At 73.6% G+C, this 14,938-nt stretch carries 11 protein-coding genes and 2 tRNA genes; all 13 read right to left on the bottom strand.

The window, feature by feature from the left end:
* Positions 1-62: 62 nt before the first annotated feature.
* The gene (locus DFP74_RS15675) at positions 63-656 is read right to left on the bottom strand and encodes a TMEM165/GDT1 family protein (RefSeq protein WP_121182369.1); all 594 of its coding nucleotides are present in this window, start codon (positions 654-656) and stop codon (positions 63-65) included.
* A 399-nt stretch (positions 657-1,055) separates the two neighbouring features.
* Entirely contained in the window at positions 1,056-2,159 is a 1,104-nt protein-coding gene (locus DFP74_RS15670) for a UDP-N-acetylmuramate dehydrogenase (RefSeq protein WP_121182368.1), read from the bottom strand.
* A gap of 36 nt (positions 2,160-2,195) precedes the next feature.
* Positions 2,196-2,624 (bottom strand): MaoC family dehydratase, encoded by a 429-nt coding sequence (locus DFP74_RS15665; RefSeq protein WP_121188291.1) that lies wholly within the window; start codon positions 2,622-2,624, stop codon positions 2,196-2,198.
* 50 nt (positions 2,625-2,674) lie between these two features.
* Positions 2,675-3,118, bottom strand: a complete 444-nt coding sequence (locus DFP74_RS15660) for a MaoC family dehydratase N-terminal domain-containing protein (protein WP_121182367.1) — start codon at positions 3,116-3,118, stop codon at positions 2,675-2,677.
* A gap of 142 nt (positions 3,119-3,260) precedes the next feature.
* Positions 3,261-3,410, bottom strand: a complete 150-nt coding sequence (gene rpmG, locus DFP74_RS33530; protein ID WP_158613006.1) for a 50S ribosomal protein L33 — start codon at positions 3,408-3,410, stop codon at positions 3,261-3,263.
* A gap of 113 nt (positions 3,411-3,523) precedes the next feature.
* Positions 3,524-3,599, bottom strand: a tRNA-Met gene (locus DFP74_RS15650).
* Between the two features lie 101 nt (positions 3,600-3,700).
* Positions 3,701-3,776: transfer RNA gene (locus DFP74_RS15645), tRNA-Thr, on the bottom strand.
* Positions 3,777-4,033: 257 nt separating this feature from the next.
* Positions 4,034-6,130: an AAA family ATPase gene (locus DFP74_RS15640; RefSeq protein ID WP_199725668.1), complete on the bottom strand. Its 2,097-nt coding sequence runs from the start codon at positions 6,128-6,130 to the stop codon at positions 4,034-4,036.
* 94 nt (positions 6,131-6,224) lie between these two features.
* Complete coding sequence (locus DFP74_RS15635; RefSeq protein WP_121182365.1) at positions 6,225-11,057, bottom strand: SbcC/MukB-like Walker B domain-containing protein; 4,833 nt, start codon at positions 11,055-11,057, stop codon at positions 6,225-6,227.
* A complete protein-coding gene (locus DFP74_RS15630) occupies positions 11,035-12,402 on the bottom strand; it encodes a TIGR02678 family protein (protein WP_121182364.1) in 1,368 nt (455 codons plus the stop codon). The genes DFP74_RS15635 and DFP74_RS15630 overlap by 23 nt, the downstream gene beginning before the upstream one ends.
* Complete coding sequence (locus DFP74_RS15625; RefSeq protein ID WP_121182363.1) at positions 12,393-13,835, bottom strand: DUF2397 family protein; 1,443 nt, start codon at positions 13,833-13,835, stop codon at positions 12,393-12,395. The genes DFP74_RS15630 and DFP74_RS15625 overlap by 10 nt, the downstream gene beginning before the upstream one ends.
* A 172-nt stretch (positions 13,836-14,007) precedes the next feature.
* Positions 14,008-14,535: a hypothetical protein gene (locus tag DFP74_RS15620; protein WP_199725667.1), complete on the bottom strand. Its 528-nt coding sequence runs from the start codon at positions 14,533-14,535 to the stop codon at positions 14,008-14,010.
* 130 nt (positions 14,536-14,665) lie between these two features.
* A complete protein-coding gene (locus tag DFP74_RS15615; RefSeq protein WP_121182362.1) occupies positions 14,666-14,932 on the bottom strand; it encodes a hypothetical protein in 267 nt (88 codons plus the stop codon).
* Positions 14,933-14,938: the final 6 nt, after the last annotated feature.

The following is a 14,938-nucleotide window of genomic DNA, read 5'->3' as shown; positions in this document are numbered from 1 at the left end:
GTGACCTTATGGGACGCCGCACGCGGCCTCCGACTGGCCCGGGAACGCCGTGCGGCCTCCGACTAGCTCAGCAGCATCCAGGCGCCCTGGCCGACCATGGCGACACCGGCGACGAAGAACAGCACGGCGGCGCCGACCTGGATGGCCCGTTCCGGGAGCTTCTTGCCGAGCACGGCGCCGATGGCGATGGCGATGGCGTCCGCGGCGACCATCCCGACCGTGGAGCCGATCCACACGGGCAGCCAGTGGTACTGCGTTCCGACGGTGATGGTGGCGAGCATCGTCTTGTCACCGAGCTCGGCCACGAAGAAGACCACGAACACCGTGATGAACCCGGAGCGGATCCGCCGGGACGCCGCGCGCTCCTCGTCCTTGGGCGTCATCTCGTCGCCGCGCAGGGTCCAGAAGCCGAAGATCAGGAACGCCAGGCCGGCCACGAGCGTGACCCAGTCCGTGGGGATCGCCGAGCCCAGCACCTCGGCGATGAACACGCTGGCCACGTGCACGACCGCGGTGGCGGCGGTGATGCCCAGCAGGACGGTGAGCGCGCGGTAGCGCGTCGCCAGGGACATCGCGACGAGCTGGGTCTTATCTCCCATTTCCGCGATGAAGATGGCGAGGGCGCTGACCACCAGGCCCATCGAGAATGCGGTCACTGATCCTCCTCCTCGCTTCAGAGGTGCTCTGGGGCAGAAGGAGGTGACGGACACCCCTCCAACCCGGTCGTTTCCTACCGGGTCAAAGGTCTCGTCCGCCCTTCACTCCGAGTCGCGACCGAAAAGGTCCGGGCGACGACCGACCGACGATGACCAAGATCACTCATCCCAGGCCACGCGGCGTCGGAGTGGGCTCGTGCGACCGGGCCGCCGAGCGGCCAGTGTGTCGATCGCACGCATTGGGGACTACTCCCCTTCGACTGATCCGACTTTATCAAAAAATGGCGGATACGCAATTCATCGCAACGTCGAATTCGATTATGAGCTAGCCCTGAAAAACAAGTTCGCCGCGCCTAACTCAGAAATCAGGCGCGGCAGAATCGTGAGTTTCGTGCGGCGTTACAGCGACACGCCCACCATGACCGGCTCGTTGACCAGGCGGACGCCGAACGCCCGCTCCACCCCGGCGCGGACCTCGCGGGCCAGGTCCAACAGGTCCCGGGTGCTCGCTCCCCCGGGGTTGGTCAGCGCCAGCGTGTGCTTGCCGGAGATGCGGGCCGGGCCGTCGCCGTAGCCCTTGGTGAATCCGGCCCGGTCGATCAGCCAGGCCGCGGACAGCTTGACGTCGCCGTGGGCGTCCGGATGGCCGGGCACCTCCACGTCGGGGCCCAGCAGAGCGGCGGCCCGCTCCCGGACGGCCTCGAACTCGGCGGCGCTCAGCACCGGGTTGGTGAAGAACGAACCGGCGCTGCGGGTGTCGGGGTCGGCGGGGTCCAGGACCATGCCCTTGCCCCTGCGCAGTCCCAGAACGATCCGCCTGGCCTGCTCCAGCGCGACCCTGGAGCCCGCCTCGGTGCCCAGGGCGCGGGCGACCTCGGCGTAGCGGATGGGGCGGCTGAGCGGCGACCTCCGCAGCGCGAAGACGACCTCGCAGACCACGTACCGGTCGTCGCCCTTGAAGACGCTGTCCCTGTAGGTGAATCCGCAGTCGGCGTTGTCCATGACGCGGCGCTCGCCGGACGCCCGGTCGTACACCAGGACCTCGCGGACGGTCTGGCTGACGTCCTGGCCGTAGGCGCCGACGTTCTGGATGGGGGTGGAGCCCACCCGCCCGGGGATCCCGGACAGGAACTCGATCCCGCTGAGCCCTTTCGCGACGGTGCGCTCGACCAGGGGGTCCCACTCCACGCCGGCCTCGGCCCGCAGCAGGACGACGTCCTCACCGGTCTGGGCGTCGGTGCCCGCCTCCTCGAAGGACACGCCCCGCGCGTCGGCGTGGACCACGGTCCCCGGGAAGCCGTCGTCGGCGACCACCAGGTTGCTCCCGCCGCCCAGGACCAGGACGGGCTCCCCGGCGGCGTCGGCCGCGGCGACCGCCGCGACCAGCTCGTCGGTGGTGCGCGCCACGACCAGGGTCTTGGCCGGGCCGCCCAGGCCCAGGGTCGTGTAGTCGGCGAGCACCACTCGCTCCCCGGTGGCGGTGGCTTCGTGGAATGCGGACACGGTGTTACCTCATCGCTTCGCTGTGCTGGGGCCCGCTCAGGCCAGACGGACGAGGGCCTTGGACTGCACCAGGACCTTCGCGCCGCCGGAGCGTGCGGTCAGTAGGACGGCGACCGTGCCGTCGTCGTTCTTGGCCTTGACCTTCCCGCCCACGGTGATCTCGGCGCCCTCGTCGTCGTCGGGGACCACGACCGGCGCGGAGAAGCGCACCGAGTAGTCGATGACGCAGCCGGGGTCCCCGGTCCAGTCGGTGATCACGCGCGCGGCCTCGGCCATGGTGAACATGCCGTGCGCGATCACGTCCGGCAGACCGACGGACTTGGCGAAGCGCTCGTTCCAGTGGATGGGGTTGAAGTCGCCGGAGGCGCCCGCGTAGCGGACCAGGTCCAGGCGGCGGACCGGGAAGGTCCGCTCGGGGAGTTCGGTGCCGACCTCGACGTCGGCATGGCGCAGCCTGCTGCTCACGGTCACTACCTCGCGTTCGTGGTGCTCGGAGTCGAAGGGGACGACGCGGTCTACTCGCCGCGGACCACGAGCATCATGCTCGTGGTGACGACGTGCTCGCCGTCGTCGGCCGTGGCGACCGTTTCCAGGGTGAGCAGCTCGTTGCCGCCGAGTGCCTTGATCCCGGTGATGCGGGTGAGGGAGCTCAGCACGTCGCCCGCGTACAGCGGACGCGTGTAGTGGAAGCTCTGGTCGCCGTGCACCACGCGCGAGAAGTCGACGCCGAGCTCGGGGTCGGCGATCGCCTGGGCGGATCCGGCCATGCCCAGGATGACGGGGAAGGTCGGGGGCGCGACCACGTCGGGGTGGCCCGCGGCCTTGGCCGCCGTCCGGTCGACGTAGACGGGGTCGGGGTCGTTGATCGCTTCGGCGAACTCGCGGATCTTGCCGCGGGTCACCTCGTAGACCTCCGGCGCGGGGTACTCCCGGCCGAGGTAGTCAGGATTGATCGCCACGCTCTCCCTCTCCTGGGTTCTCCTGGCCGGGAGGCACGGTCCCGGACACACGAACAGCCCGGTGAGCGTATCGCTCACCGGGCTGGAAGTTTGGCCCGCCCTTCCCCTTGCGGGGAGGGACGGCACAACGGCTCACGCGGGACTAACGGGTCTCGCGGTGCTCGTTGTGCTTGCGGCAGTTCGGGCAGAACTTCTTGATCGCGAGCCTGTCGGGGGTGTTCCGACGGTTCTTGCGCGTGATGTAGTTCCGGTGATTGCACTCCTGGCAGGCCAGGGTGATCTTCGGCCTCACGTCTGTGGCAGCCACTTCGGAGTGCCTTTCTCGCTGGAGACAGTACCTAGGCGCAGTAGAACACTGCAAAGCGCCCGCAACGACCCCTGAGAACATCCCAGGGGTCAACGGGTTGGTAGCGGAGGCCGGACTTGAACCGACGACACAGCGATTATGAGCCGCTTGCTCTACCGACTGAGCTACTCCGCCCCGATCAACGGTCGAGACAACGATACCTCGTGTCCCGCCCGGTTCGGCCGGTAGATGCTCCACCGGCCACCCACCTGAGTGGACCGGACCGCATCAAGTGGTGGAGCCCCTTTACGGAATCGAACCGTAGACCTTCTCCTTACCATGGAGACGCTCTGCCGACTGAGCTAAAGGGGCGCGCTGCTGGGCTTTCTTTCGTCCGCCCCGGGGGTGTTGCCCCCTTGCGCTGGTCATGACTATACAGGTCTTCGGGGGTGGTCTGCCAAATCGAAAACCGGACCCCCGACGGCACCGCCCGCACCCGCTCCCCGCGGTCGGCCCGCGAGGGCGCGAAAGCCCTCGTCAGAAGGCGTTCCAGGCGACAGGAGAGCGCACTGGAAACGCCCGGGGAGCGGCCCCGGGTGTGACCCAGACCGCTCCCCCGCGAGCCGCTCTCAGGCGTCCCCGTCCGACACCCACACGTTCGACATCGCGTCCCGGTTGATCGTCCGGATCGCCGCCGGGAGCCCCAGCCGGCGCAGGGCGTCCGAGAGCCGCGTGTCGTGCGTGAACACGATGAGCTGCCGGTGCCGCCCCACCTCCGCCAGGACGGTGGCCAGGCCCTCCACGGTCTCGGTGTCCATCGCCTGGACCGGGTCGTCCAGCAGCAGGAACCCGAACGGGTTGCCGTCCACGAGCGTGCGCGGCAGGCAGATCGACAGCGCCAGCGCCTGGAACTCGCCCTGGCTGAGCAGACCGGGAGCGCTGGTCTGGTCGGCCACGCCGTCCACGGACACGTCCACCTCCACCCGCCGCCGGGCGCCGCGGCCGATCAGCCGCATGCCCTGGAGGTCGATGTGGCGCTCCTGGCGCAGCCGGAACCACACCTGTTCCGCCTGGGCGGCCACCGGGCCGAGCCGCTCGGCCCGCAGGGCCCTGGCCTGGTCCGCCAGCCAGGTGAGCGCCGCCTCGGCGACGGCGAGGGTGTCCCTGGCCGCGATGGCGTCCTGCGCGTCGTCCAGCCAGTTCGAGAGCCGCTCCGCCAGCTCCGACCAGCCGTCCGTGGGGTCCTCCAACCGCTCGCCGGCGTCCCTGCGCGCGCTGAGGGCCGCCGCGCGCAGCTTGCGGCCGACGGACTCGATGTGCTCGGCCAGCTCCGCGAGGTCCTCGATGTCCGAGCCGGACTCCCACAGCGCCCAGACCTGGCCGAGCTCGCTGTCCGGCGGCAGCCAGGAGGGCGTGGGCGAGAGCAGGAAGCGCGCCTGGTCCCGGGCGGCGTCGGCGCGGTCGTAGGCGGCCGCGGCCGTCGCGGCCTGGGCCCGCAGGCCGCGCAGCTGGGCGTTGGCCCGCCGCACCCAGTCTGCGCCGATCGCCCCGGGCGCCGAACAGGTGGGGCAGGTGGTGTCCGTGGGGTGGCGCTTGTGGTGTTCGAGAGCCTGTTCCAGCAGCCGGACCACACCGTGGGCGTGATCGCCCTTGCTGCCCGCGGCCATGGCCAGTTCCATCGAGGCGCCGCGCAGCTCGTTGACCACGTCGCTCATGACGACGCGCTCGGGCACCGACAGGCGCCGGAGCCGGCGCAGCACCACGTGCTGGGCCGGGTCGGCCGGGCCGTCGTCGGCGGCGATGCGGCGCAGGGCCTCGACGTCGAGGGTGGGCCCGGTGAGGATCTGGGCGGCCTGGACGGCGCGCGGGTCGCTCGACTCGTTCAGGGCCTCCACGAGAAGCCGCGACTCCCGGCTGGGACGGTCGCGCCGCTTGGCGAGGCCGTCACAGACCTTGGCCAGGCGCCGTTCGGCCTCGGCCAGTCCGGTGAGCCCCAGCAGAGCCGTCAGGGTGTCGTAGAGCTCCGCCGAGCGGCCGGTGACGGTGCGGCCGAGCTCGTCGTAGGACAGGAAGGGGCGGTAGCGGACGAGGTTCTCGCCCCAGTCCAGGGTGCGCAGGGCCGAGGTCTCACCGCCTGGGTGGATCACCTCTCCGCGCGCCGAACGCACGCTCTCGCCCGTCCAGCGGCGGCTGATGCGGGTGGGGCCCGCGTCGCCGGCGATGTGGATGTCGACGCTGGCCTCGGTGCGTTCGTCGTAGTGCAGGTTGCGCCAGCCGTCGCGCCACCCGGTGGGCATGGCGTCCCAGCGGGGGTTGCGGCCGGTGAGGGCCGCCTCGGCGGCTTCGGCGAAGCTGGACTTGCCGGAGCCGTTGCGGCCGACGATGACCGTCAGGCCGGGGCCGGACGGGAACGTCAGTTCGGCGGGGCGGCCGATGCCGCGGAATCCCTGGACGCGGATGCCGGTCAGGTAGGCCCGGCGCACCCGGCCGGCCGGCGGGCTCGCGGCCACGTCCGGCTGGAGCTCGGGAAGGTGCTCGCCCTCGAGCAGCGCCGCCAGGGCGTCGTCGCCCCAGAGCGCGGCGGTGACCCAGGAACGCACGTTCGCGGACAGCCCCGCGTGAGCGAGGGCGTCCAGGATCTTGGTCGTCGTGGGGTCGTCGGAGTGCGGCGGGTCGCTCCGCCCGCCGCCGTCGATCACCTCGGTTCCCCGAGCCACCTGCGCCACCCCGCTCCGTCGTCGTACCTGCACAAGCAGACTAGGACAGAAAGGAGGATCCGGGGCCGTAAGGCCCTCCTTTGAGGGTGGTGGCCCGCCCCCGCTAGACGCCCACGAGGCGCCGCCTGCTGCCGTCCCAGGTGAAGTGCAGCGTGGCGATCCCCGGCACGTTGGGATCGCGCAGGCACTCGTAGATGTTCAGGCTGGGCACGCTCGCGAAGCAGCCCCAGACGCGTTCGGAGGTCAGGACGAAGTCGAGGTCGAGCTCCACCAGCAGGCCCAGCAGGCGGCCGTGGGTGGGTTCGTCGACCTTCGCGAAGGCGTCGTCCAGCAGGATGAGCCGGGGCGCCCAGGGGGCGCGCGCGGCCAGGGCGTCGAACTGCGCGGCGGCGGCCGCGAAGAGGACCAGGTAGGCCACGACCCGCTGCTCGCCCTGGCTGAGCGCGGTGCGGTGGCCGAGGCGGCGCTCGTCGCCCGTTCCGTCGGTGACGTAGACGGTGAAGGTGAACCAGGAGCGGTAGTCCAGCGCGGCGCGCAGCTGGGCTCCGCCGGTGGCGGTCGGGTCCAGCCGCCGGATCGCCTCGATACAGCGGCGCAGGGCGTCGCGCAGGCGGGTGGTCTGCACGCGCGTGCGCTCCTCGGGCGGGGTGGCCAGGAGCGGGACGACGGCCTCGATGTCGGCCCCGGCGTCGGGGGCCAGGCGCCAGTCCAGCCGCACGCCCAGGCCCGCCGAGGTGGTGACGTCCTTCAGGACGTCGTTCATCGTGTGGATGAGGTCGTGGGCCTCGTCGATCTGGCGGGACAGGTGCCCGGCGAGTTCGCCCAGCAGGTGGCGCTCGAAGGCCTCCTCCTCGGCGATGGCGACGGTCTCGTCGGCCCGGGCGATGGCGGCGGCCACCCGGGCGGCGTAGGCCGTGACGTCGTGGGCGCCGTCCTCGTCGTGGACGGTGAGGCGTTTGAGACCGCGGGGCTCGGTGAGTTCGGTGCGGGTCTGCGCCCAGTCGGCGGAGGTCAGCAGCCGGTGCAGCTCCTCGCGGCTGCCGAGGATGGCGCTGTCGTCGACCTCGGGAAGGTCGGCCTGGGCCTCGAGCCCCTCCTCCAGCCGCGCGACGAGGTCCTCCAGCAGCGCGAGCCTGGCGTCGGGCCCGGCCGCCGGGGACTCCCCGGCGGCGGTGGTGCGGGCCGCGAGGTAGGCGGCGAGCGGACCGTCGGCCGCCGCGCAGTCGGCCAGACCGGCCGCGCCCAGCAGGACCGCGTCCGGCGCCGTCCGGCTCACGGCCGGGCCGTCGGCCGCGGACACCGCCTGGGCGCCCGCGCCCTCCTCGACCGGCTCGCCGCCGGCGTCGACCGCGCTCGGGGCCTCCTGGTCGACCGGGGAGCCCTCCACGGCGCCCTGGCCGGTGGCCGGGACGCTGAGCGAGGCGACGACGACGTCGCCCGCGGCCAGGGCACGGCGCACCTGCTCCGCGCGCTCCTGGGTGGCCACGTCGAGCCGGACCTCGGCGCTGACGCGTTCGTCGCGGGCGCGCTGGGCGCCGCGTTCGAGTTCGGGCAACCGGCGGGCGGCCTCCTCGGCACGGGCCTTGACCTGTTCGCGCGCGGCGTCGATCTGCTCGTCGGGGACCCCCCGGGCGCGGTCGCCGAGCTCGATCTGGCGGCGGACCGTGATCATGTCGTCGATCGCGGCGGCACGGGCGTCCTCGGCCAGGACCCGGTCGGCGCGGATCCGGCGCCAGGCGGCGACGTGGCGTTCGTGGGCGGCCAGTTCCCAGGCCAGCACGTCGAGGTCGCGCAGCGCGGAGGCCACCAGGACCCGCAGGTGGTCGAGGGCGCGCAGGGTGCTGTCGAGGTCGGCGCGGGCGGTGGGCAGCGGCTGGTGGTCCGCGGGCGGCCGCGGAGGGCGCGCCTCCCCCGGCGGCTCGTGGGCGCCGGCCGGTGCGGCGGCCGCGGGCCGGGAGGCGGCGTCCCTGAGCCGGGCGCGGAGCCGGAGGAGTTCCTCGCGGGCCTCCTCGGCCGCGGTCCGGGCCACGTCGTGGGCGCGGCGGGCGGCCGCGACGTCCGCGCGGGCCACGTCCAGGGCGGCCCACGCCTGGATGAGCGGGGTGGAGTCGGGCAGGTCCCGGGAGACCTCCAGCAGGTCCGCGTACGAGCGCTCGACCGCCCAGCGGCGCTCCCCCGCCTCGGCGAGGAGGGCCTCGGCGATCGCCATCCGCCGGTCGGTGTTGGCGGAGCGGCGGTCGCGGGCGCGCTTGCGGGCGACCTCGCCGATGTACTCGGGTTCGCTCTTGTAGTGGGCTCCGGAGGCCACGCCGAGGCGCCAGCCGCCGGTGAGCGACATGGAGCTGACGGTGGTGACGGCACTGTCGCGGCGGTGCTTGGCCTCGGTGTCCTCGGCGGTGCCGGGGGTGTCGGAGTGCAGGGCGATGGACGAGAGCAGGGTGCTCACGTTGTCGGCCTGCACGCCGCGCTCGGGGACGGCGACGGGCACGAGGACGTCGAGCAGGGTGCGGCCCTTGGCGGGACGGGCCGGGGTGACCATGAGGTCGCGGGTGCTGGGGTCGTAGAGGGTGCCGTCGGCGCGGACCCAGCCGGCGAGCAGCCCGCTGGCCTCCAGGGCGGCCTCCAGCCCCGCCTGCTCGCGCGTGCTGAGACCCCCGGCGAAGTCGACGGCCAGGTAGAGGGGGACGCCGTCGCCCTCGGGGCGCGGGTAGGTGGCCCAGGCCGGCCGCTCGGGCGCGTGGTCGGCGTTCTTGGCGCGGCGGTCGGCGAGCTCGGCGAGCTCGTCCGAGAGCTGGCCCTCCTCGTTGACGGCGACGTCGCGGCGGGACCGGAGCTCCTCCAGGAGCGGGTCGACGGCCGCGTGGGCGAGCCGGGCGACGGTCGCCGGGACCTCGGGGTCCAGGACGCGCAGGGCGTCGGTGATGGGCAGCTCGACACTGCCCTCCAGCTCGTGGATGGCCTCGCCCAGGGCATGGGCGTGGCTGGAGTCGCGCAGGCGCGCGGTCCAGGCGCGCACGCCGTCGGCGTAGTCGGCGCTGGCGCCGCGCAGGGCGGCGATGGCGTCCTGTTCCCGGCCGTGGGCGTGGTCGAGGACGGCGTCGGCGCTCTCGGCCTCGCTGGTCAGCGCGACGAGGCGGCGGTCGGTGGCGGCCTCGGCCGTGGTGAGGGCGGTGAGGCGGGCGGCCTGGTCGGCGCGGTCGGCCGCGTGTCCGGCGGCGGAGGTGAGGTGGTCGTGCAGGCGGCCCAGGCGCTCGCGCAGGGCGTCGAGGTCGATGCCCTCGACGGGTTCGCGCTCCACCGCCTGCTCCAGCCCCTGGAGGTCGACCCGGGTGGTGCTCTCGCGTGGGGCGTGGACGGTGGCGGAGGGGTCGGGGACGACGCCGAGGGACTCCGGGGAGATGCCGGCGGCGGCGGCCGCGCGGTCGGCGTCGGCGTGGGTCTGGCGCAGGATCTCCAGGGCGCGCTCGATGGCGTCGGTGTCCTCGGCCATCCGCTGGACGGCCTGGTTCTCCGCGCGTTCGGCGTGCTCGGCGGCGGCCCAGGCGGCCTCGGCGGCGCGGATGTAGGCGCCGACGGCGGCGTCGTAGGCGCGACGCTCGTTGTCGGTGGCGGTGGCGGCACCGGCCTGGGCGGCGGCGAGGGTGTTCTCGTCGGCGCCGGCGGTGTCGCGGGTGCGGCGGGCCTGGTCGCGCTCCTCGGCGACCTGGCTCTCGGCGGTGATGAGGGCGTCGAGCTCGGCGCTCAGGCGGTCGGTCTCGGCGGTGCGCCGGGCGCAGGCGTCCAGCTGTTCGCGGACCTCGGCGGCGCGGGCTCGCAGGGCGTGGACGAGGTAGGCGTGGTAGTCGCCCAGGAACGACTCGACGCCGGCGCCCGCCTCGGCGAGGGCGGCCTGGTCGGCCCTGGCTTGTTCGAGGTCGGCGATGTTGCGGCCGACCTCGTCGAGGACGGACTCGTCCATGGGGGGCAGGGCCTCGGAGAGGACGCTGACGAGTTCGCCGGCTTCGAGGCGGTCGCCGATGGTGGGGCGGCGCAGCCGGTAGAGCAGGTGGATGAGGTTGCGGTAGCGGACGGAGTCGTCGATGCCGAACAGGCTCTGCATCACGCGGGCGCGGTAGGGCACGGCGCTGGTGAAGCAGTTGTCGGCGCCGACCTCGGCCCGCAGCCGGTCCACGGGCATGGGGCGGCCGTCGGTGACCAGCTGGAGGTCGTGGCCGATCCGGCGTTCGGTGATGAAGAAGACGCAGCGGGGGTCGGAGTCGCCGACCGCCATGACGGCGGCGCCCAGGGTCATGTGCCGCGGCGGAGCGGCGGGGCGGGTGTCCGCGGCGGCGCCGGCCTCGTCCGGGTCGGCGTCGTCGGCCGGGTCGGCGGCGCGGGCCGCCCCGGATCCGCGTGCGGCGCTGGAGGCGGCCAGCAGCGCGGAGGCGGTGCTGGGCCCGGTGGCCGTGCGCGCGGCGGCGTCGAGTCCGCGCTCGCCGCGGTCGGTGGTGAACTCCACCCACAGGTAGCCCAGGCGGGTCAGGGGCGCCGCGTCCTCCCCGTCGCCGGTGCCGGCCTCGTCGGCCGCCGGGTCGGCGGGGTCCTCCTCGGGTCCGCCCAGCAGGTCGGGGCCGGTGTCGTCCAGGTCGGGCAGCCGGTGGGCGCGCTGGTCCTCGGCCATGAGCCAGCGCAGGCTGGTGCGATTGGTGCCGGTGGTGTCCAGGCGGCGCACGTCGCCGTCCAGCAGGAAGGGAAGAAGCATCTCCAGGGCCTTGGACTTGCCCGCGCCGTTGCGGCCGCGCAGCAGCAGGCGGCCCTCGGCGAAGTCCAGGACGTGGTCGTCGTACTGCCAGACGTTGCGGATACCCGCGCGTTCGAGCCGGTAGCGGGGGGTGGGGGTTCCTGCGGGGACAGCCGGAGCTTCCCCTGGGGCCTCACTGGTCTCCTGGGTCACCACTGGTCGCGCTCACCTTCTCGTTCGCCACCGCTTGCAGCACGGACGTCACCCGGCTCAGGTCGCCGCGGGGGTCGGCAGGAGGCTCGGGCGCACCGTGTTCATCGCCGGACCCGCGCGGTTTCGCGGGGAGTGTCCGGTCGTCATCGTCATTGTCCTGGATGCGGGGGACGCGCTCGTCCACGTCCGTGCCGAACCTGGCGGCCGCGGCGGTGAGCCGCCACGCGCCCGGGCCGCCTCGGAGCAGGCCGAAGGCGCTCAACCGGTCCAGCACGCGCACGCGCAGACGCCGCGGGTCGGGGACCTCGGGTCCGGCGGTGCGCGCCCACTCGCTCCGCACCGCGGCTCCGGGGCCGCCGAATACGTCCAGTGCGGCGTCGAGTTCGCGGTCGGGGACGGGGACCGAGGTGGCGGGCCGGCCGGGATGCAGGCGGCCGGCCAGGTGGCGTACGAGTGCGAGCGCGATCTGGCCGACGGGATCGTCGGAGGGGAAGCGCGTGCCGTCCGCGGCGCCGTCGGGCATGACCAGGGCCACACCCTCGGCCCGGATCTCGGTGTCGCAGCCCAGGAGGTTGCCCAGAGCGGCGGCGGCCCGCCACTGGTGGGCGGCGAGGCGGTCCCGCTGGCGGTCGGGAAGCTCCTCCCGGTAGACCACGGGCGTCTCGGCCAGGCGGCGGCGCAGGGCGATCTCGCCCTGGTGGTCGCTGTCGGGGTCGTGGTCGGCCGCGTCTGCGAGGAAGGAGTCTGCGTCGTCCGAGGCCCGGGGCAGGTGGGCGGCGACGGCCCGGGCGGCCTGCGCGTCGGCGCGCAGGCTCGGGTCGGCGGCGGCGTCGGTCTCGTGGTCGCGCACGGAGCCGGAGAGCTCGTCGAGGACACCGAGGCGGACGAGGAGTGTCAGCGCGGCGCAGAAGGCACGGCGTTCACCGAGGCCGCGGCCGGGGTCGGCGTCGACGCGGGCCTCGTGGGCGGCGGTGCGCACGGCCGCGGCGAGGGCGCGGACCGTGGTCTCCCCGTCCAGCTCGACCAGGACCGCCAGGGTCAGAGCGAGGTAGGTGTGCGTGCGGGGGGTGAACGGGGCTCCGTGGCGCCGGGTGAAGGGGGCGGTGGTCGGGGCGGCGGCGCCGCGCTTGACCAGCCGGGCGTGGTCGTCGGCGACGGTGAGCCGGTAGCCCAGGACGCGTTGGAAGCGCTGGACGAGCCATTCGGCGTGCGCCCGTACGAGGGAGAACTCCGCCGGATGCGCGCGTCGCGTGAGCAGGGGGTGCGCCATGAGTGCGCGTGCGGCGGCCTGGCGCTCGCCGATGAGCGCGGCGTCCTCGCTGTAGGCGTCCGTCTCGATCACCCCCATGCCGACCGCTCTCCGTCACGGATGGCGGAGAGGTCGATCGGTCCGGTCGTCTCGGTGTTGGGATCCGGGTGTCGGTCCCGGTCCGGTTCGGCGAGGCTATCGGTGCTCGCGGGGTCCTCGTCAGGGCCCTCGGCGGTCTCGTCCCCGGGCCGGGCGGCTCGGAGCTCGGGCTGGTGGGCGGACCGGGGCTCGGACTCGGACTCCTCTTCGGCCCGGGCGAGGGCGAGGGCCTCGGCGACCGCGCCCGCGAGTTCGGCGAAGCCGCCGCCGGCCGGTTCTGCGGGCGCCTCGGACGCGGAGCCCAGAAGGTCGTCCTCGGCGGAAGCCTCGGAGACAGGCCCCAGGAGGTCGTCCTCGGCAGGAGCCCCGGGCGCGGAGCCCAGAAGGTCATCGTCCGCGGGCGCTCCGGAGGCAGGGCCCAGGAGGTCGTCGTCTCCGGGCACGTCGGACGCGGGGCCCAGGCGGTCGTCATCAGCGGGCACGTCCGAGGCAGGCCCCAGGGGATCTTCGTCCGAGAGCGCTCCGGAGGCAGAGCCCAGGAGGTCGTCGTCACGGGTCCCGACGAGGACGTCGGCACGCGATCCCGCGGAACCGTCGGCGTCGGACGGCGCGGTCGCGTCGGAGGAGGCGGCCGGAGCGGAAGGAACGGGAGTCTCGGGGGTCTCGGGGGTCTCGGGCTCATCCGACCCGGGCGTCACGGCGGGCGCGGGAGCCTCGGCCGCGGAGGCGCCCCGCGGCCTCCCGAAACCGAACGCGGCGCCGTCACCGGGCTCCGCGGACCCGGACAGGTCCAGCACGTGCTGCTCGTAGGGCGTCACGCACAGGCGCACGCCCTCCAGCGTCAGGTCCCCGCCCTCGCCCTGGACCGTGACCTCGGCGCCCGGCGCCGACACCACGTGCAGGCGCAGGGAGAACTCCAGGTCTCCGGCCGAGGTGGAACTGCGGGCGGCGTCCCCGGCGCCCAGGGCCGCGGTGAGGAGCTCCATGAGCACCTCCATGCCGGCCCCGGAGAGGTCGACGTGCGCGCGGTCCCCGGTGGGTTCGGTGAGCAGCGCGCGGATCTGCGACGCCCCGGCCCGGCGCCAGTGGGCGGAGGACTCGGCGGCGTCCCTCAGCCGCGCCTGCTGGGCGCGGTGGTCGCGCACGGGCGCGGGCGGACGGGTGCCGGGGTGCTCCACGACGGCGCTGCGGTCGGCTTCGGCCTGCCACCAGCCGGTGGTGGCGGCGATGCTCTCGTCCACGCGTCCCTCGACGTGGAGGGCCGGGTGAAGGGCGTAGGCCGCCCGGGCGAGGTCGTCGGCTCGGTCGGCTCCGGCCTCCTCGAACCAGCCCGCCAGGCGCAGCAGAGCCGCGCGCCCGTGCCGGGGCACGGGGCGCTCGCCCGTGCCCTGTCCGTCGTCCGCGCGATCGTCCGTCCGCTGGTTGAGTCCCACACCTCAGCAGAGTAGAGACCTCCCGGCGCCGCCACACCCGGATCGGCCCGGACTGGTCCACCTGATCCGGTGGGACCACCCGTTCTGAGCAGGCGTTTCGTGCTTTTTATGAAGTTTTAGATGATTCCCCTCGGACCAGTGGTCCGGTACCGCCCGCGTCCGGCCGCCCTCACTACTCCGCGACGGGGACGTCGAGTCGGCCCTCGTCGCTGCTCTCCAGCGCCTCACGCATCCGCTCGGGCATGTCGTCGTCGTACTCGGTGACCGTGTAGGTGGAGAAGTACGCGGTGCCGTCCACCTCGACCGGGTCCCCGAGGGCGATCTCGATGTCGTAGGGATCACGCGAGCAGTCCTCGTCCAGGCACCACGTGCCGGACACCTCGCCCTCGCCCCGGGCCTCGGTGTCGGCCCACTCGTCCCACTCCATGTCGCGGAAGGTGGTGAACTCCGTGGCGACGTAGTCGGTGGGCCGCTGATCGGGGAAGCCCGTCTCGTCGCCGTACCGGTTGAGGACGAAGGTCCCCTCCCCCGCTTCGCCTGCGTCCTGGTCGCCGCCCTGGTCCGGATCGTCCTGACCGGTCCCCGGGGAGTCCTGGCCGGTCGGCCCGGTACCGACCTCGACGTCCTCGGCCGGAGTCTCCTCGCCGCCACAGGCGGCCACGGCCAGTAGCAGCGCTCCGGCCAGTATCACGCGCCTCATCGCAACCTCCTCGCTCGCGCCCATCATGCCCTCGGCACACGGCAAGGCCCCCCGGCACACGCCGGGGGGCCTCACAACCGCTCTGTTCCGTCACTGTGGGGCCGAGGGCCCCGTCACACGAGCACCGCGACTAGTAGCCGTGGCCGCCGTCGTCGCTCATGTTGGTGGTCACCGGACCGTTGATGCAGTCACCGGTGGTCTGCGGCGACAGGATCGGCACGGTGACACCGACCAGACCCACGGACAGCTCCGTGTTGCAGAGCTGGACCGGAACGACCTGCAGGTTCTGGTTGAACTGCTGGTCACCCCCGTGGGAGGCGGAGGCCGGAGCGGCCGCCAGCATCGCGCCGAGCGCGATTCCGGCGAGCGCGCCCGCGGCGGTGAGCTTGCGCAACATGGCAGG

This window comes from Nocardiopsis sp. Huas11, from assembly GCF_003634495.1.
Lineage (GTDB): Bacteria > Actinomycetota > Actinomycetes > Streptosporangiales > Streptosporangiaceae > Nocardiopsis.
Note: the sequence above shows the minus strand (reverse complement) of the source record. Positions and strands in the feature narration are given on the sequence as shown.

What these genes read in the sequence shown, in the direction of transcription:
- DFP74_RS15630 (WP_121182364.1), bottom strand. Translation starts at nt 12,402, where the DNA reads ATGGGGGTGATCGAGACGGACGCCTACAGCGAGGACGCCGCGCTCATC.
- DFP74_RS15615 (WP_121182362.1), bottom strand. Translation starts at nt 14,932, where the DNA reads ATGTTGCGCAAGCTCACCGCCGCGGGCGCGCTCGCCGGAATCGCGCTC.
- DFP74_RS15620 (WP_199725667.1), bottom strand. Translation starts at nt 14,535, where the DNA reads ATGAGGCGCGTGATACTGGCCGGAGCGCTGCTACTGGCCGTGGCCGCC.